Here is a 19,229-nt window from a genome sequence, read left to right on the forward strand (position 1 = left end):
ATTATGGAGATTCTTTATGTTGTTTTCATTGAAAAAGGATGATCGCAACGTTCGCAAGGAAAATTATATCCTTTGTATTTTGAGAAGGCTTCAAATTGTTCAAGTTCGGGAGTCATAGGGGCAAAAATAACTTTTTCCACGTAGTCTGATAAATCAGCTTCATAATCTATATGCATAGTATTGAATGTACATGTTTCGCCATCTCTTTTAGGACTAATAATATCGGATGTATTTAAATTTTCGATGTCGAAAATACGACATTCTTGTTCTTCTTTAAATGCTGCATGTTTGGTTAAATGTCGTAGAGGAAGAAGTAACTCACTAATTATAGATTCGTTCAAGTCAGTCTTGTGCTTTCTTATATAGCAATTTAATTGTTTTAGTTGATCTTTTACTTGTTTTAGTTTTTTACCTATTTCTTTCTGATAGTCATTTATCCCCTTAATTAACTTTTTACTCTCTGTAAATGTTTGAGGTTTATTGTTTTTGATTTCTCGATAAAAGCAATCAATTTCTTTGTGACCCACAGATATAATCTTTTTTGTTTTAGGGTCAATGTAAATACATCTATATAAGGAATATTTTTGTATTGAGGGTTTCTTTATTTCCTCTTCTGTTATTTTGTCATTTTTTGCAATAGATAACTCTTTGGACTGCTCATTGTTGGCATGAGATATATTTAAACTAACAGAATCACTGAAAAAATCCCTATTGACAATAATACTTATGCCGGTAGCTTCTCTATTATCTTCTTTTCCATAAAGACGAAATTGATTTAAACTCTCGTGGTTGAATGTAAAGCAAGTAATAAAAGCTTGATAAGGAGTTTGCAGTTTATCACCTTTGTTTATTTCGAGAAAATCTAATAATGTAATACCCTCTTTAGGGTCGTTTGCCCCTATTACTGTGCTAAGTCGTAATGGTGATTTTGCAAATAGCATCTGTTCTGCAACCCATTTTCGAGTATAATGAGCCACTTGTTTTTCTTGATCTGAATCTACATGGAGTAGATTTATTATGTATAATGATTTTATAAATATTTCTTTGTATTTCTCTTTATTATCAATGTCTTCCTTTATAGTTGTATTAAAAAAATCATCCGTTTTGCTGTCTAATATTTGAGAGAATATTTTTTTAATTATAGATATTTTTATAAACTTAAATATTGGAAGCATTTCAAATATATCTTTTTTTGAATTAATAAATGCTTTTGATGCTTCATCTATGTGTTTTAGTTGGATATAGGTAAGTGCTATTATCCATTGAGTCTTATAATATGCTTCATTTTCTCTAGGAATTTCCATCCAATATTCTATTGCTTTTTCAAAACTCTCTAAGTTGTCATAAGCAAGTCCTATATTTAATTGAGCCCTATGATAAGAATTGTCTTCTCTAGGAATTTTTGTCCAAAATTCTATTGCTTTTTCAAATTTTTCTGAATTATAATAGGAAACTCCTATATTTAATTGAGTTTTATAGTATAATTTATGTTCCGTTGGAATTTTCTCCCAATATTCTATTGCTTTTTCAAATTCTTCTAAATCTTTATAAGTACTTCCTATATTTAATTGAGCTTTATAATAAGAATTATCTTCTCTAGGAATTTTCGTCCAATATTCTATTGTTTTTTCGAGATTCTTTAAATCTTTATGTGCAATTCCTATATTCCATTGTGCCTCATAATATAATTGATGTTCTCTAGGAATTTTCGTCCAATATTCTATTGCTTTTTCGAGATTCTTTAAATCTTTATGTGCAATTCCTATATTCCATTGAGCATCATAATATAATTGATGTTCTTGTGGTATTTTTCCCCAATGCTCTATTGCTTTCTCAAATTCTTGATTATCATCTGCTTCGTTTCCCTCATCAAAAATCAATTTTGCTTCTTCCTCAGTCATAGTATTTGTATTTATTGTGTTAATATAATAATAGACTATATTCTATTTCTCCTTCACCGGATCATTTATAAATATAACAGAAACAGCACCGATAAGAAGTGAAGCTCCTGATACAAGGAACATGGCGAAAGGTCTACCTCCTGCAACATTTGTAAAAAGGAAATTTCCGAATAAACCACCTGCTATCTGAGGAATTACTATCGTGATATTAAGAAGACCCATGTACAATCCCATTTTGTTGGGAGGCACTACATTGGCAAGTATCGAAAAAGGCATGGTGAGTATCATAGCCCAAGCAATACCAATGAAGAGCATAGGCAATAAGATGAGGTATTGATCGTGAATAAAAAACATCGACAGCATACCAATCCCTCCTAATACAAGAGAAAATGCATAGAAGTTTTTTCTTCCGAATTTATCAGTAACCTTAGCTAAGAAAATCGAAAATATAGCAGCAATAATACTATATACTCCCGTTAATATTCCAAACCAATTACCCGCATCATTGTATTCTTTACTCAGAGGATCACTCGTATTCCATATTGTGCTGGCGATACCATCTGTAGCATATACCCAGATATAATAAAATGCAAACCACGAAAATAGTTGTACAATAGATAATTGAAGTATCGTGATTATAGTTTTTTTATTGTCCGTAGAAGCAGTATCAGTTGTGCTTTTATGAGCAGTTTCACTTTTGTTGTATTCTGCAAACTGTTGGGGAGGATATTCTTTAACCGTGAAGCATGTCCATAGATTAGTAAGTACAAGAAAGCCTATACCAATATAAAACGCCCATGATACGGATGGTGCTATTCTTCCTTCCGAAGCCTGATTGCTGAAACCGATATAAGCAAGTAAAAAAGGAAGGCATGAACCTACAATAGCTCCCAGATTGGAAACAATCGTTTGTACCGAATATCCAAGATTACTCTGCTCACTATTTACCATATCTCCAACGAGCGAGCGATAAGGCTGCATGCTAACATTGAAGGCACTTTGCATAAGAAACAATATACATACTCCTGCCAGTACGGGAGGCATAATACGCGATACGATGTACGAATTGGGCATCAGGAACATCATAATTGCCGAAACTACAAGTCCAATAAGTATATACGGTATTCTTCTCCCCAGCTTCGTCCATGTTCTGTCACTGAAATAACCAATCAAAGGTTGCATAAAAAGTCCGGCTAAAGGAGCTGCAAGCCAAAGAAAAGCCAATTCGTTAGTATCTGCACCCAATGCCGATAATATTCGGCTGGTATTGGTCATAACAAGAGTAAAACAAATCTGTGTACCCAAAAATCCGAAGTTTATATTCCAGATTTGTCGATAGGCGAGAGTGGGTTTATTCAGCATAAAGTATCTATTTCGATATTTTTCTTGGTACTGTTAACAATTTATTACTCCAACTTAAATTACAGGCGTTTACTTTGTATCATGGGTAATAAAAACGAATGAAGGGCTTAAGCTTGCTTTAAATGATCGGGTAGAGGCCGTGTGGTTTCTCTTATAACCAAGCTTGTTTTTACTATTTTGTTCTTTTTCTCGGTACTCTCAGGATCTTTAACCTTCTCCAGTATCAAATTCATAGCCTCTTCTCCTACTTTTTGAGGATGCTGATCTACTGTTGTAAGCATAGGGTCGGTATCCTGAGAAATATTGGAGTTAGAGAATCCGCAGATCGAAACATCTTCGGGTACCCTTAATTTTAGCGTTTTAGCTGCAAGTAAAATACCTGAAGCTGTATAATCGTTCATTGCCATGAAAGCATCCGGGCGTTTTTCAGTCTGAAGAAGTTCCATAGCTCTTTCATATCCAAGTTGCTTGTTATCTGCTATCCGGATAAGATCTTCATCAATAGCGAAATGATGCTTTCTTAAAGCATCCAGATAACCGTTTTTTCTGTTTTTAGATATCTCAAGATGAGGAGGTGCCCCAAAGAATGCAATATGTTTGCATCCGGTTTGAATCATATAATCTACAGCATGAAGAGTTCCCGAATAATCGTCAACCACTACTTTGCCGGAATCGATGCCGGTGCAAATGCGGTCGAAAAAAACGACGGGTATATTGTTATCTATTAATTCTTTAAAATGGTCGTATTTGATAGTTGTCTTCGATTGAGAAATAAGCATCCCGCATACACGTGCCTCTATCAATGTCTGCACATTGCGTATTTCTTTTGTATATTCTTCTGACGATTGACACACAATTACATGATAATCATGATCCTCTGCGATAGTCTCCATTCCCGATAATACGGATGAGAAGAAATGATTGGCAAGCTCAGGAACAATGACCCCTATAATATTTGAATGATTATTACGAAGGCTTAAAGCAAGAGAATTAGGTTTGTACTTGTGTTCATTTGCATAGTCTTGTACCAGTTTTCTGGTTTCCGGGCTGATATCAGGATTGTTGTTAAGAGCTCTGGAAACAGTCGATGCGGAAATATTCAGATTCTTGGCAATGTCTTTTATCGTTATACGTCCTTTTTTCATTGTATGGAAAATAATTAACTATTGTAACGTTTTTATTACCATATTGTTTGGTCTTATATGTTTTGTTTATGAGCTCTCCAAAACTATAAAAACGGGCTTATGATATTCAGGGATTACTGTCCGAAATGTAAAAATAGCTAAAAAAGAGATTCCCGTCAATTTTTCTTTCAGATAATATTTCTCAGAATCTCTTAGATAAGATCTCAAGCCGACTCTTTTCAATGTGAAAAGTAGGGGTAAAAGATGGTTATAATTGAACTGTACTATACAAAATTCTTATATCAACTAAGGTTTGAGGGTGATATAATATGAAGTTCTTGTTTATCTCACAGCTCTGCCTTTTCCTTTTTCTTTGCCTTTAGTATCCGCTTTGGGCTTAGGTTTAGGTTTGTTGGCTGCCATTTTTTGTTTTCCAACCCTTAAACCGCTCGAAGGTTTTCCTTTGGTCTTGGGTTTAGGCTTCTCGTCCGTATTATCATATGGTGCCGAACTTTTTTTAGGCTTTTCGGTATTTACCCTGTCTGCCTTCTTTGCATTTAAGCTGGCTTTACGGTAATTTGTCTTTATGTCATGCTCCTCAAGAGCTCTGTTAAATGACTTGTTACTGTTTGAGGGAGCCTTTCCTCCACTTGTTTTCTCCGAACCTTCAAGCATATCAAACAATCCTTCCATTTCCGAAGCAGTAAGGTTGCGCCAGTTTCCTTGTCCTAATTTATCAAGCTTGATATTCATTATCTGAATACGTTCGAGCTTAAGTACATCATAATTAAAATATTCGCACATACGTCTTATCTGCCTGTTAAGACCTTGTATCAGCGATATTTTGAATGTATAAGGATTAATTTTCTCAATCTCACATCTGCGTGTAACCCTATCTAAAATAGGTACGCCTTGCGACATGCGAGTCAGAAAATCGGATGTTATCGGTCTGTTTACAGTTACAATATAATCTTTTTTGTGATTATTGCCTGCACGTAATATTTTATTGACGATATCTCCGTCATTGGTCAGTAGTATTAATCCCTGAGAATCCTTATCCAACCTGCCGATGGGAAATATACGTTGTTCATGTCTGATAAATTCGATGATATTATCACGCTCCAATGGATTGGTTGAACTTACAACACCTACAGGTTTATTGAACGCAATGTATACAGGCTCTATTTTATTCTCAATCAATTCGCCGTTTACCTTTACTTTTTGTCCGGGCAAAACACGTGAACCTATCGTGGCCTTCTTACCGTTTACGGTAACATTTCCATTTTCTATATATTTATCAGCCTCTCTTCGAGAACAATATCCTGATGCACTGATGTATTTATTTAAACGATATTCCATTTTATATACGTAAATGAAGCTATTTAATGATCTGTTTCAGAATTATAATTGCTTGTCGTATGTTTACTACAGCAATAAAAACTCCGTGAGCTTAAGTCTAAAGAACTAATCTAATAATGCATTTTGCTATTTTTTTAGATTTTTCATACCCTCCTGTTTTCTTCAAAAAGTCAATCATTCAATTGATTTATTGTTAAGCTAATAGGTGTATAGCAAAAAAAGACACTTCATTATCTGTAAGTGTCTGGTCTTTAAGCGGAGAAGAAGGGATTCGAACCCCCGATACAGTTACCCGTATACTTGCTTTCCAAGCAAGCGCCATCGTCCACTCGGCCACCTCTCCATAGAATATATTCCTTATAATGGCGACAAAGATAAAATATATTTCTCGTATAACAATAAACTAAGTGAAAGTTAGAGTTATATTTACCATAAATAAGGTCTGCGACTTTTATCAGTCTATCGAAAATAGTTTTTTTGCATTGTTGGTTGTTATTTCTGCTACTTTCTGGGGAGTAACACCATATATCTCAGATAGCTTGTTTGCAATATGAATGGTATAAGAAGGCTCATTTCTTTTCCCTCTGTAAGGCACAGGCGGTAGATAAGGCGCATCTGTCTCTATAATGAGCCGAGAGAGGTCAGTTGCCGTTAAAACCTGTGGAAGTGTGGAGTTTTTGTAAGTTACTGTTCCATTTATGCCCAGATAAAAGTTTTGAAGAGCTAATACACTTTGCAATTCTTCAGCATTTCCGCCGAAACTATGAAATGCTCCTCTCAACTTCGATGCTCCTACACTTTTTATGCATTCAACAGATTCACTTATCGCGTTTCTGCAATGAATGGATACAGGTAAGTTAAATTCAATACTCCATCTTAGCTGTTCTTCAAAAGCAGCTTTCTGTTCCTTCTCTAGGGACTTGTCCCAATAAAGATCTATCCCTATCTCACCGACGGCAATGTATTTATGTAGAGAAAATTGTTCTTTGATTTTGTTCAAATCCGATTCCCAGTTTGCAGTTACACTGGTCGGATGTAGTCCCATCATAGGTAAACAATATTGTGGATAGCTTTCAGCAAGCCGGTTAACCTGCTCTATAGACTCTATGTCTACATTTGGAAGCAGAATATGGGTTATACCCGCTTGTTTAGCTCTGGATATAACATCTTGTATGTCGTTCTCGAAGCTTTCGTCGTATGTGTGTGAATGCGTATCTATAATGGTCATTGAAATTCTATATTATCCAACAAGTAAGCATTTGATTCACTATTGAATATAAATGCCGATTGTCCTTCTTTAGTGACAGGCAGCCCTGCTTCTTATGAATTACGAGTCAATAAACTTTCAGCTAATTCTCTTAGCTCTTTTTTCTTAGCATAATCAACACTTACTAAATCGAGGAAGGATATTCCTTTTTCGTAATAAGAATGAATGATGTCTGCCGATGTTTGTTTTAAGTTCAGTTCATTGTATATGGTTGTTACCGCTTTAATTTTCTCCGTTTCCTCAAAATCAGTTTTATTTATCCAGTCCAGTAATTTAACTTTACTGTCTTCGTGTTGAAGAGCTGTAATTTGTAAAAAAGTTTTTTTGTTGCAAAGAATATCTCCTCCTATTCGTTTACCGAAGGTAGCCGGATCTCCATAAACATCAAGTAGATCATCCATTAATTGAAATGCTAAACCTATATTGATCCCGAAATTATATAGAGCCTCAGCATCTTCTTGTCCGGCTCCGGCAGCAATAGCTCCGCACTTTAGAGCACAGCCTAATAGTACAGCTGTTTTTAAACGTATCATTTCGAGGTATTCAGCAATGGATACATCCAGACGTTTCTCGAACTCCATATCCAATTGCTGACCACAGCATATTTCGGTTGCAGTAGTTGAAAATAGAGACAAGACTTCCGGCAAATATACTTTATCAGTCTTTGCAATTTCTTTATAAGACTCAATCAGCATTGCATCACCTGATAAAACGGCTGTGTTGTCATCCCACTTTATATGTACGGTAGGTTTACCCCGGCGTTTATCGGCTCGATCCATTAAATCATCATGTAGCAAGGTGAAATTGTGAAAAATCTCAATACCCAATGCAATAGGAATTGACTTCTCTATATCGTCTTTGTATAAGTTATAAGCCATTACAGCAAGTACGGGGCGAACACGCTTACCTCCAAGTTCGAGGATGTAATCTATTGGTGCAAATAACGATTCGGGTTTACCCTCAAACTTAAGGGTGCTTACTTCGTTATTAATCTTGTTGAGTATGTCGGAAAATGTATACAGCATAATTCTATATTTGATACCCAAAAGTACATATTTTATGCTGAAATTAAAAGCTGAAGATATTTAATTAGAGTAAATCAACTATAGCCAGATAGCTATAACAGTTAATATTGCTGCAACTACAAGTACTAATATTGCTCCGAGTATTATTTTTTTTATAGTTAGCTTAGGCGGTAAATTAGGATCGTTTTCTTCAAATGCTATTATATCATCATTTAATTCACCGGCTTTTATCCCTCGGATTAAATCTCCAACGGTTAAATCTGTGCGTGTATTGCTAAGGAGGTCTTGACTATCTGCGGATGGGAAATATTTAACGAAATCAAACGAGGAAATGTCAATATTGAATTGCTCTGAGTATGCTTGGATGAAGTCAAAAGCAGCTTCGTTCTTAATATTCAAGTCTCTAGAAATAGAAGTGTTGTCATATATAGTATTGCTATATCCCGAGTATTGCAGAATGAATTGATCCAAATCTTTATTTTCTATCATCGTTTTGCTTCCTTATTATTACTAGATATTGCAAATATATAAAGAAAAAAATACTATTTGGTAATGGTCGTATTAATCTTTAGGTGTATGTTAACACTCCTTTGTTTCGAATTGATAAGCGATTTGTGAGAAAAATGGTTTTATGTTTTTGTATTAGATTGTCGGTAGGGTATCTATTAATATATTATAAAGGTTGGTGAGATTTATGCATTATGAAATAAATGGGAGTGGTTGTGTTTTGAGGTGCTCATCTTTAATGGCATACTTTCGAGAGTTCATCATTGTATTGTATGAAGATTGATGGGTTTAAAAATCTAAATATTTTTTTAGAAGTTTAAGGAGGCTTTATTAGACCGAAGAATAGTCTGTTTAACAGTATTCATTATGGAGTTGTATTTAGCTTTATCTTGTTTGGTTAATTAGTTTTTCTCTTTCTTTTATAATAAAGTACTCTTTTTTCTTTCTTTTTTTGAATTTAACATTTTTATTTTCCTTTGTTTTTTTAGTCAAAAAATAGCCTTTATTTTTCTAGTCTAATTATGTCTATCTATCGCATAATTAGGATGTTTTACGGTTTTTGTTTATTGTTAAATTAAGTTAAATTATAAGGTGGGGATAAGCAAGGGTGTTCTAAAACTGAACTAAATGATTATCTTTGGAGCTTAAATACGGAACTCTCTAGGATATTGTTTTTAAATGTTATAATCTCCGAGCCGCCAAATGTTATTCGTTTTTGGTTTTTATTGGCTGGTAATGAGATGGTTAAGACTAAAAAGGATTAAACAGAACAAAAATAAGATATGAAAATAAAACTACTCTTGCTTGTAGGAATTGGATTTGCGCCGTTTGTATTAGTGGCTCAGACTGCTTTTTTATATAATAAAGGAGTTATGTCAGTTAAATCAACGAATGTTAATAATACAACCTTGTATATTAATGGCAATTTCATAGCTGGTCATGATGCAACTGCAGCTTGTAATATTACATTAGATAATTCACAGACGGTTCTTACCGGAGATTTTATTCATGACTTAAATGGCGGAACTCCTGCTAATACTACAGTTTTTAATTACACTGCAAGTGATGCTTCTCGCTTTGTATTTAGAGGAACAGCCGCGCAGACTATTAAATTAGCTACAGGATTGACGTACGGCGCTAATTACTCTCAATATTTAAAGGGTCAGAATAATATTAAATTTCCGACTTTAGTTGTTCAAAATAGTAATCACGTAACTCTTGTTCCCGAATTGGCGGCACAAGCTGCCGGTTTGTCTTTAGAAACAGGACGATTGATTCTTGAATCAAGAAGAGCTATTGCTACAGATTTTACAGGTGTTGCTCCTGGTAGTACAATACATAGTACAGCTAATTCTACTATGTTGGCACATTTTATGGTTGGATCAAAGGGGGTTGCTACACCGAATAATAATCCAACTTTTGCTGGTACTGCTACTAGTAATAATCAATTTGGAGCAGTACAGGTAAATCTTCAATTGGATAATCCCATTGATTATACAAATGGAACCAGAGATGAGAGATATGGTCGTAGCCTTATAGGTATGGGAAGTCCCTATAAAGAAATGAAATCTGATTACTTCTTTTGGAATTTTCTTATGATTCCTAAAAATGAAAGTATAATCGGAGGAACTCCCGGTAATACAATGACAGATCCTCAACGTACATTAAAAGCGGGCGAAGGTTTTGTTATTGGTATAGATTTAAGAGGAACTAATCCTGCTAATTATGAATATGATTTGCACCCAATATACAAGGCTGTTACGCCTGCTGAGCAACCTCTGTTTTCAGCCCGTGTGACAGAGAAATATCAGTTTAGCCGTTTCGGTCCATTTTTTAATAACAGGAATAACGTTCGTCAAGCTAATGCTTGGGGAGGACACTCTGCTGTAACTAGTTCAGTTATGGCTGCACCTAATGGCGTAAATGGTATAAACGATGCTTCTTATGCAAATGAAGTACTTAATTATGGGGATATAACAGGTCTTACTATTTCTCAAGGATATAATTATTATGCAAATCCTTATACTGTACCTCTTGATCTTAGTCCTATTGTTTTTGGGGGAACTTTGCCAGCTTGGGGGAGTAATGGTGGTATCATTGTTGCTGATGCTAATACTACACCTCGTGATTTTACTAATAAAGTGTGGATTTTAGATCCTTCGTCGGTAGGATCGGGTTCTTATGATATTCTGAGTCCAGGTGGCATTGGTCCGGGTAATAAGTGGGTCATGGTTAATGCGAAGTATCGGGTTATGAAGGCTGTTGCTTCAACAGTTAATCCTTATGATCCGGGCAATGGTGATCCTAAAAATTTTATACTTGCCCCTCTGCAGATGTTTGTTTTATACTCACCTAATGGAGGTGTTGGGGGTAAAACTCTTACAATACCTGCATCAGCCAGAGCTATTACACAGAATGCTCTTTTCTTAAGATCAGCTTCTACATCTAATCAATTAATAGATGACTTCATTTTTGAGGTTAAAGATGAAAAGATTAAAACTTCAGATAGAACGGCAATTGCTATCAGAACGCCTCAGGATGTTATGACTAACGCTGATTATGAAGGTACTAAAAAATTAGTAACTCTAATTTCATCTGATCAGACAACTACACGTTCTACTACCGAAGAAGGGGCTGTTACTCAAACCAATATGAGTACAGTTTATACTAAGAGCGATGCCGGAATTGCTTTAGAATCTAATATATTAGGTGTACCTCAGTCTGCCCAAAGCGAAACAGTTACATTATATGTGACTCCAAGTCTTACAGCTCAGAATATAAGTATAACAGCAGGGCGTTTGGAGACAGCTTACAGAGTAAAAGGTATAATGCTAAAAGATAAAGTGAAAAATAATGAGTTTGATCTATTCACCGGAAAAACTTATACAATTGAATCTAAAGCTACAGATCCAGTTGACAGATTTTCTCTAAGGTTTATATTTGATACTTCGGGTATTGAAGATGGTGATAATGGCTCGGAATCTAAGTCTATAACATCTTATTATCTAAACGGAACATTAACTGTTACAGGATTTGATGATGCAGATTTTGGAAGTGTAATTTCTGTATATGATATACAGGGAAGAATGGCAGCTCAGGCTAAGGTAAATGATACAACAGTGGAAATTACTCAACCATTCTCTCCCGGAGCTTATATTGTGAAAGTTGTAGGTAATAAGTCATATGCTGCTAAATTTTTGGTAAAATGAGAAAGTTTTTAGGTTTTATTATATTTGGAATACTATTTTGTGTAAGTGGCATTGTGCAAGCTCAGGATTTATTGCCCTCTGATTCTTACTATAAAGATAATATTGCAGTAAATGAAGTGCAAGCAGAAGCGCCAACTTTAAAAATGCCAGACACTGGAGATGGTGGTCCGGGAGATGGTAATCCTGAATGGGGAGGCGGAGGTTTCGTTGGTTCTCCCGTAGGAGATGCCGTATTGCCCATCGTAATCGCAGGATTGATCTATGGATCGGTTTTATTCCTAAGAAGACGTAAAAGTTCTATTTAAGAAGAGTAATTTATAACTAATAAAAAAGAGCAGGTATTTTAATATCTGCTCTTTCTTATTCATATCTATTATTTGTGGTAGTGTTAGAGAAGTGTATAGCCTAAGGTGGCATTAATTTATCTTTTGTAGTAATCAAATAAAAAGAAAAAAGCGTGAAGTAAGACTTCACGCTTTAAATTTGCTATTAGTAATAATTATTTATCCCCATGGCGTTCCGATGAACATGTCTTGAGTGTCTGTTGCGTTTGATAGATCGAGTTGAGGTTTTACTGTTAATGAGATACAATTCTCAAACATATTATTAAACGTTTTCCCTTTAGATGTATTTAAAAGTGGAATACTGGTTAAGGATTCACAGTAAAAAAACATGTATCTGAAGTCTAGCCCCATTGATGTATCTATGAGAGGAATGTTGGCTAAAGATTTACAGCCACTAAACATTCCACTAAACTTAGTTCCTTTAGATGTATTAAATAAAGGAATAGTCGTTATAGAAATACAATTTCCAAGCATACCTTCAAAAGAAACTCCTTTAGACGTATCTATAAAAGGAATAGTAGTCAAAGAATAACAACTTGCAAGCATAGATTCAAAATTTGTTCCATTGGATGTATCTAGGTGCGGAATATTAACTAATGAATAACAGCCATAAAACATATTACGAAAGTTTACTCCTTTTGATGTATTATAGTGAGGAATAGAGATTAATGATTCACAGTGAAAAAACATGTGACTAAAATCTGTAATATTTGAAGTATTAAACTTAGGAGCCTTTTTAAATTTAGCAGCCCGCATTGCTTCATAATGAAACATAGTATAGGCACTTGTCAACTGCTCACCATCCGAAACATCCGGTAAGTATTCTTGTTTTATTCCAAGTTCTGTAATTCTCAATGCTGTTTTAGTAGCATCAGTCCAAGTGAAATAACCGGCATCAACCCAAGCTTCTTGGATAGTAGGCAGTGTAGTAGCCGTTTTCGGATATAGGCGGGCAATAAAGGCTTTGTCTCCTTCCGACAATTCATAGTTTGCCAATAGCTTAGTCGTTTGCTTACGGTTGTAATAAGGCCATGCCATTACCGAAAGCTCATCAATTTCCTTTGTTTCTAGTAATTGATTAGCAGTTGCTTCTGTCAGAGGTTCAAATACGTATTGGCGTATCTGGCTCCAATTCATACTGTAACCTTCGAACTGATCTTCCCAATAAGCTTGTAATTGAGAAGCATCTTTCCAATAGCCGTTTTTACTCCATTCTTGGTGGCGTTGCTCATATTCCAAACCGAGTATTTGCCCGAATAAGCGAAGTACATCTCCCTTAAACTCTGTGTCATCCAAGTACTCTATGCCTCCAAAAACAGCCGTAGGCTGGCTTTGGTCAATTACCGATTTGGCATCGTTCCCGGTGTAAGACCAAGTCAGCCAATCGTTGTTGTTCCAGTCGAAAGCGATACGTACATCCGCTTTTTTGTCTTGTTCAACGAAATGGAGTTTAATACCCGCATACTCTTCCCATTCAGCAGCTGTTTTTTTTACCCTGTTGATGATTGTCTGGTCAGCAGGAGTATTGATAAACTTAATGTAAATCCCTGCATCCTGATTCCAGCGTTTCGAGCCATCGGCAACACCTCTGGTTTGCACTCCTTCGGATAACTTAGCTCCGTACCAGCGAATTTTGTTTGATTGTGCGTTTTTCCCTCCGGATGCATAGTCCTGATCAAGTTCATTTTGACTGCAACCTGCTAATAAGAGAAGCAGGCAACTTAAAAACAATAATGTTTTCTTCATTTTGTTGTTTTAAATTTGTGAATAATTAATGTGTAGAAATACGCTTTTGCGTAAATCTCGAATTGTATTTGTTTGCTATTATGATGGATCGGTAATTATTAACATTTTGAGTTTGTGTTTGTAATAATGGTTTCTAGTAGTGCTATACAAATATACATTAAATCAAATGACTAAAAAAGTATGTTAAAAAGATTTTTCTTGTTTTTTAGGACAACAAAAAACAAAGAAGGATATCCATTACGGATATCCTTCTTTTCTATATTAGAGAATAATGTATGTTTATATTTAATCTCTTTTTGTTATTCAGGAAGATTCTTAGTTTCATTGAAACTATCGAAAGTTCCCGCAGCCAGACGTTTGTAGCTTTTCCAACGCCAAGTAGCATTGTTTTGAGCTGCTTCATATAGACTGGTTGCCTCTGTCGGATTCGATTTTTGAAGCGAAGTATAACGTACTTCATCTCCAAGGAATGCTTGGAACTTACTCCAGTCAGGATCTTTACTATCCATTATGAATGGGTTCTTGCCTTCTTCTTCCAACATTGGGTTGTAACGCCACAAGTGCCAGTATCCGCATTCTACAGCTGCTTTTTCTTCGTCCTGAGCTTGTCCCATACCTTTACGTAATCCGTGGCTGATACATGGAGAGTAAGCGATGATTAAAGATGGTCCTTTATATTCTTCAGCTTCTTTGAATGCTTTCAAACATTGCATTTGATTTGCTCCCATTGCTACTTGAGCAACGTATACATAACCATAAGTTGTTGCAATCATACCAAGGTCTTTCTTACGAATCTTTTTACCTGCAGCAGCAAATTTAGCAACAGCAGCAACCGGTGTCGATTTCGAAGATTGTCCTCCTGTGTTTGAATAAACTTCAGTATCCAGAACCAAAATATTTACGTCTTCACCCGAAGCAAGTACGTGGTCAAGTCCACCGAAACCTATATCATAAGCCCATCCGTCACCACCAAAGATCCAGATCGAACGTTTGATAATATATTGTTTCAGAGATAGTAATTCTTTGCAAATCTCACATTTGTCAGCACCGGCTTCTATGATAGCTAAGATTTGAGGATGTAACTCCTTAGTTTTCTCAGCCTCTTGTTTATTATCAATCCATGCTTGGAATACAGTCTTAGTATTTTCTGAAGTATCAGCCATCGAAATAGCTTGCTTCATCAATCTTTCGATTCTGTCACGCATAGTGATATTAGCTAAAGCATATCCTAAACCGAACTCAGCATTATCTTCGAATAAAGAGTTAGCCCAAGCCGGACCTTTGCCCTCTTCGTTTTTACGATATGGAGTAGAAGGAGCCGATCCACCATAGATAGATGTACAACCGGTGGCATTTGCGATCAACATTCTGTCACCATACAATTGAGTTACAAGTTTGATATATGGAGTTTCTCCACAACCCGAACATGCACCTGAGAACTCAAACAATGGAGTTGCAAACTGTGAGTTTTTAACGTTTTGTTTGATGTCTACCAAGTGAGCTTTGCTGGTTACGTTTTTCACCATAAAGTCCCAATTGTTTTGCTCTGGGTATTGAGTACCAATCTCAACCATTTCAAGAGCACTTTGTCCCTTTTTACCAGGACATACGTCAACACAGTTACCACAACCAAGGCAGTCTAAAACGTCTACCTGGATACGGAATCCCATGCCATCGAATTGTTTACCTTGAGCCTTAAGCAAAGATGCACTTTCAGGAGAATGTGCTTGCTCGTTAGCGTCCAATACGAAAGGACGTATTGTTGCGTGAGGACATACGTAAGCACATTGGTTACATTGTATACAATTATCCATGTGCCATACCGGAACGAATGCAGCTACACCACGTTTTTCGTATTCGGTAGTACCATTATCCCAAGTACCGTCTTCGCGACCTTTAAATGCTGATACCGGTAGATCATATCCACGTTGAGCATTTACCGGACGAACTACATTCTTGATGAAATCAGGAGCATCGTCTTCTGCTACTGGAGCACCAATCGTAATGTTGGCCCATTCAGCAGGAACATCTACTTTTTCTATTTCAATACCACGATCAACAGCAGCATAATTCTTATTAATTACATCTTCTCCCTTACGTCCGTAAGATTTAACGATGAATTTTTTCATCTGCTCTACAGCCAAATCGTAAGGTACTACACCTGAGATTTTGAAGAATGCAGATTGAAGAATCGTATTTGTACGTCCACCAAGACCTATTTCAGTTGCAATTTTTGTTGCATTGATGATATAGAAATTGATGTTATTAACAGCCAGATATTTCTTTACGTTATCAGGAAGATAGTTACCTACTTCGTTTTTATCCCACACTGAGTTAAGAAGGAAGGTACCATTCTTTTTCAATCCTTTAGTTACATCATAAAGATGAAGGTAAGCAGGTACATGGCAAGCTACAAAGTTTGGAGTATTTACCAAATAAGTAGAACGGATAGGTTTGTCTCCGAAACGAAGGTGAGATGCCGTGAAACCTCCCGATTTTTTAGAGTCATAAGCAAAATATGCCTGACAATATTTATTCGTGTTTTCACCAATAATTTTCACTGAGTTTTTGTTTGCTCCTACAGTACCGTCAGAACCTAATCCGTAAAATTTAGCTTCGTAGTTGTTATCATCAACCGAAACTTCTTCTTTCATTGGAAGAGATTTGAAAGTTACATCATCTACGATACCTATAGTGAAATCGTTTTTAGGCAATTTCATGGCAAGGTTCTCATAAACCGACATAATTTGAGAAGGAGTAGTATCTTTTGACGAAAGACCATAGATACCACCAACGATAGTTGGAGCATCTTCAGCTCCATAGAAACAATCTTTAACATCAAGATAAAGAGGTTGTCCCGGAGCACCCGGTTCTTTAGTACGGTCTAGAACTGCAATTCTTTTCGCTGTTTTAGGTATCAAAGCCATGAAAGCTTCAGCTTTAAACGGACGATATAAGTGTACAGATACAAGACCTACTTTTTCACCTTTAGCATTCAAGAAATCGATAGTTTCTTTAATCGCTTCGGTTACAGATCCCATAGCAATGATTACTCTGTCTGCATCTTCTGCTCCATAATAATCGAATAAGCCATATTTACGGCCTGTTATTTTATAAATTTCTTCCAGATATTTTTCAACGATACCGGGTACTTTATCATAGAATGGATTAGATGCTTCACGAGATTGGAAGTAAATATCATCATTCTGAGCAGTACCACGTGTTACAGGGCTTTCAGGATTTAGAGCTCTGTTACGGAATGCTTTAAGACCTTCTTGATCGATAAGAGGAATAAGGTCTTCTTGGTTCATTAATTCTACTTTTTGAATTTCGTGAGATGTACGGAATCCATCAAATATATTCATGAAAGGTATGCGAGATTCTATTGTAGCCAAATGAGGTACAGCAGAAAGATCCATTACTTCTTGAACCGATCCTGAGAAGAACATTGCAAAACCTGTTTGGCGAGCAGCCATTACGTCTTGGTGGTCTCCGAAAATAGATAAAGCCTGTGCAGCTAATGCACGAGCCGAAACATGAAATACACAAGGAAGAAGTTCCCCTGCAATTTTATACATGTTAGGTATCATCAATAGAAGACCTTGCGATGCAGTGTATGTCGTAGTCATTGCACCAGCCTGAAGCGATCCGTGAAGAGCTCCTGCAGCACCGGCCTCAGATTGCATTTCCTGTACTTTAAGTATTTCGCCGAAAATGTTTTTTCGTCCGGCAGCAGCCCATTCATCAACATACTCTGCCATTGTTGATGATGGTGTGATTGGATAGATCGATGCTACTTCGCTGAACATATATGATATGTGAGCTGCAGCTTGATTACCATCACAGGTTAAAAATTTTTTCTCTTTTGCCATACTCTGTAATAGTTGATTATTTAGTTGTTTATCGAACCGTTTTAAATACAAGGATTAAGCTTGAAAGAGAATGGATTATTTTTATTAATCAGTGGTCTTATGCTTAAATCCTTAATTTGATTTGACTGATATTATTTATTTAAAATTTATATTACACTGAATATACTGTTATCTCTTAAAACTGTAACCGTTCTTAAGAGCTCAATATAGAAATCCAAAAAGCCATAGCGGAATTGTATTACCTTCGCCTACTTCCATCATTTCGGCCGTATTATAGATATCCGATTTTTTGTTCCCTTTGGTTTTTAAATTATCTACTTTGAATATATAATTTTCGTTTTCATCTTCTACAAGGAAAATTCCTGCCTTGCTTCCCTTTTTTAATTTCGAGTTATTGTGATGTAATTGATTATAGAAAAAAGTTTCTCTCAATGTCTGATCATTCGCGACCCCTGGTTTCATGGCAAATATAAGATTGGTATTATGCATGTATACCAAATCGGGTTTCTTGGGAAACTCTTCTCCTTCGCGATATAATAGATTTATTAAGCGGGCACTTTTAAGGTAATCCAAATAATTAGTTACGGTAGCTCGTGATATTTCGCAATCAACACTAAGTTGACTTATATTAGGTTTTCCGGGTGCTGTTATCGAAAGCAAATAAAGTAATTTTCTTAATTTCGACAGATAAGATTGCTCTATTTGTTTTATGGATAGAACATCTATTTCGAGCATCATATTGATGGTCTTTAGCAAATTCTCCGAAAAGTTGCGTTTTTCTAAAAAGAAAGGATAATAGCCATGATGGATATAATCTCTGAAATAGGCTAGGGGTTTTACTTTCGAGCAAATTTCCGCAGCTATTTCTGTATGGTTATTAATGATATCCGGCAATGAAACCGGCTCAAGTTTACTATCAGTTATGATATTTAAAAACTCTCGAAATGAGAATCCTCTCAGATTGTAATGACGAACAATTGATGCAATTTCAGGATTTTCATCCAATTGCATGACAGTTGAGCAGGTGAAGATTATTTTAAGTTCAGGAAATTTATCATAACACGATCTGAGCTCACTGGCCCAATCGGGATATTTAAATACCTGATCAATCAAGAGGGTTTTTCCTCCTTTGAAACAAAATTCTTCGGCAAAGTCGTATATTGTACGACAAGTAAACGAGAAATTGTTCATATTGATATACAGACAATCTCGTCCATCCAAATCACTGAATTTTGCTGCGTATTGCAACAAAAAAGTGGTTTTACCGACACCTCGTGTTCCCTTAACAGCAATAAGACGATCGTTCCAATTAACTTCGTCCATAAGACGCCTTTCGACGGTGCTGCCTAAGTGCTCTACTAAATATTTATGCGTTCTGAAAAAGGATTCCACAATCTTACGATTAAGTTTACGAAGGTAATTTTTTTTTGTCTTATTGCAAAGTCTAGTTTGCATTTTTAATCAAATTTCATCATAATTACACTCAGATAATTAATGCTTCTGTTTTTTTATT

General features: G+C 35.8%; 12 protein-coding genes and 1 tRNA gene. 2 read left to right on the forward strand and 11 right to left on the reverse strand.

The window, feature by feature from the left end; all coding sequences use genetic code 11:
- Positions 1-14: 14 nt before the first annotated feature.
- The 8 genes from G7051_RS10850 to G7051_RS10885 form a co-directional block, all read right to left on the reverse strand.
- The gene (locus G7051_RS10850; protein WP_166200223.1) at positions 15-1,901 is read right to left on the reverse strand and encodes a tetratricopeptide repeat protein; all 1,887 of its coding nucleotides are present in this window, start codon (positions 1,899-1,901) and stop codon (positions 15-17) included.
- A 42-nt stretch (positions 1,902-1,943) separates the two neighbouring features.
- Positions 1,944-3,263, reverse strand: a complete 1,320-nt coding sequence (locus G7051_RS10855) for an MFS transporter (protein ID WP_166200225.1) — start codon at positions 3,261-3,263, stop codon at positions 1,944-1,946.
- A gap of 107 nt (positions 3,264-3,370) precedes the next feature.
- Positions 3,371-4,408, reverse strand: coding sequence for a LacI family DNA-binding transcriptional regulator (locus G7051_RS10860; protein WP_166200227.1), 1,038 nt, complete (start codon positions 4,406-4,408; stop codon positions 3,371-3,373).
- Between the two features lie 321 nt (positions 4,409-4,729).
- Positions 4,730-5,746: a 23S rRNA pseudouridine(2604) synthase RluF gene (gene rluF, locus G7051_RS10865; RefSeq protein ID WP_166200229.1), complete on the reverse strand. Its 1,017-nt coding sequence runs from the start codon at positions 5,744-5,746 to the stop codon at positions 4,730-4,732.
- 256 nt (positions 5,747-6,002) lie between these two features.
- Positions 6,003-6,089, reverse strand: a tRNA-Ser gene (locus G7051_RS10870).
- 111 nt (positions 6,090-6,200) lie between these two features.
- On the reverse strand, positions 6,201-6,974 hold the full coding sequence (locus G7051_RS10875) for a TatD family hydrolase (protein ID WP_166200231.1): 774 nt from the start codon (positions 6,972-6,974) through the stop codon (positions 6,201-6,203).
- A gap of 92 nt (positions 6,975-7,066) precedes the next feature.
- Entirely contained in the window at positions 7,067-8,035 is a 969-nt protein-coding gene (locus G7051_RS10880; RefSeq protein WP_166202760.1) for a polyprenyl synthetase family protein, read from the reverse strand.
- Positions 8,036-8,116: 81 nt separating this feature from the next.
- On the reverse strand, positions 8,117-8,527 hold the full coding sequence (locus G7051_RS10885; protein ID WP_166200233.1) for a DUF1493 family protein: 411 nt from the start codon (positions 8,525-8,527) through the stop codon (positions 8,117-8,119).
- Between the two features lie 800 nt (positions 8,528-9,327).
- Between G7051_RS10885 and G7051_RS10890 the strand changes: the two genes are divergently transcribed.
- Both G7051_RS10890 and G7051_RS10895 read left to right on the forward strand, forming a co-directional pair.
- Positions 9,328-11,754: a T9SS type A sorting domain-containing protein gene (locus G7051_RS10890; RefSeq protein ID WP_166200235.1), complete on the forward strand. Its 2,427-nt coding sequence runs from the start codon at positions 9,328-9,330 to the stop codon at positions 11,752-11,754.
- Positions 11,751-12,059 carry a hypothetical protein gene (locus tag G7051_RS10895; protein ID WP_166200237.1) on the forward strand — a complete coding sequence of 103 codons (309 nt, stop codon included), beginning with the start codon at positions 11,751-11,753 and terminating at the stop codon, positions 12,057-12,059. The genes G7051_RS10890 and G7051_RS10895 overlap by 4 nt, the downstream gene beginning before the upstream one ends.
- 198 nt (positions 12,060-12,257) lie before the next feature.
- On the opposite strand, the gene G7051_RS10900 is transcribed toward G7051_RS10895, so the two are convergent.
- The 3 genes from G7051_RS10900 to G7051_RS10910 all read right to left on the reverse strand — a co-directional run bounded on the left by G7051_RS10900 (position 12,258) and on the right by G7051_RS10910 (position 19,108).
- Complete coding sequence (locus tag G7051_RS10900; protein WP_166200239.1) at positions 12,258-13,844, reverse strand: BspA family leucine-rich repeat surface protein; 1,587 nt, start codon at positions 13,842-13,844, stop codon at positions 12,258-12,260.
- Between the two features lie 299 nt (positions 13,845-14,143).
- Positions 14,144-17,716: a pyruvate:ferredoxin (flavodoxin) oxidoreductase gene (gene nifJ / locus G7051_RS10905; RefSeq protein WP_166200241.1), complete on the reverse strand. Its 3,573-nt coding sequence runs from the start codon at positions 17,714-17,716 to the stop codon at positions 14,144-14,146.
- 201 nt (positions 17,717-17,917) lie between these two features.
- Positions 17,918-19,108, reverse strand: a complete 1,191-nt coding sequence (locus G7051_RS10910) for an ATP-binding protein (protein ID WP_185154963.1) — start codon at positions 19,106-19,108, stop codon at positions 17,918-17,920.
- Positions 19,109-19,229: the final 121 nt, after the last annotated feature.

Origin of the sequence: Dysgonomonas sp. HDW5B (assembly GCF_011299335.1) — a bacterium.
GTDB lineage: Bacteria > Bacteroidota > Bacteroidia > Bacteroidales > Dysgonomonadaceae > Dysgonomonas_A.

Bases quoted from the DNA above. Each gene is read 5' to 3' on its own strand.
- G7051_RS10850 (WP_166200223.1), bottom strand. From the start codon at position 1,901: ATGACTGAGGAAGAAGCAAAATTGATTTTTGATGAGGGAAACGAAGCA.
- G7051_RS10855 (WP_166200225.1), bottom strand. From the start codon at position 3,263: ATGCTGAATAAACCCACTCTCGCCTATCGACAAATCTGGAATATAAAC.
- G7051_RS10860 (WP_166200227.1), bottom strand. From the start codon at position 4,408: ATGAAAAAAGGACGTATAACGATAAAAGACATTGCCAAGAATCTGAAT.
- rluF (WP_166200229.1), bottom strand. From the start codon at position 5,746: ATGGAATATCGTTTAAATAAATACATCAGTGCATCAGGATATTGTTCT.
- G7051_RS10875 (WP_166200231.1), bottom strand. From the start codon at position 6,974: ATGACCATTATAGATACGCATTCACACACATACGACGAAAGCTTCGAG.
- G7051_RS10885 (WP_166200233.1), bottom strand. From the start codon at position 8,527: ATGATAGAAAATAAAGATTTGGATCAATTCATTCTGCAATACTCGGGA.
- G7051_RS10890 (WP_166200235.1), top strand. From the start codon at position 9,328: ATGAAAATAAAACTACTCTTGCTTGTAGGAATTGGATTTGCGCCGTTT.
- G7051_RS10895 (WP_166200237.1), top strand. From the start codon at position 11,751: ATGAGAAAGTTTTTAGGTTTTATTATATTTGGAATACTATTTTGTGTA.
- G7051_RS10900 (WP_166200239.1), bottom strand. From the start codon at position 13,844: ATGAAGAAAACATTATTGTTTTTAAGTTGCCTGCTTCTCTTATTAGCA.
- nifJ (WP_166200241.1), bottom strand. From the start codon at position 17,716: ATGGCAAAAGAGAAAAAATTTTTAACCTGTGATGGTAATCAAGCTGCA.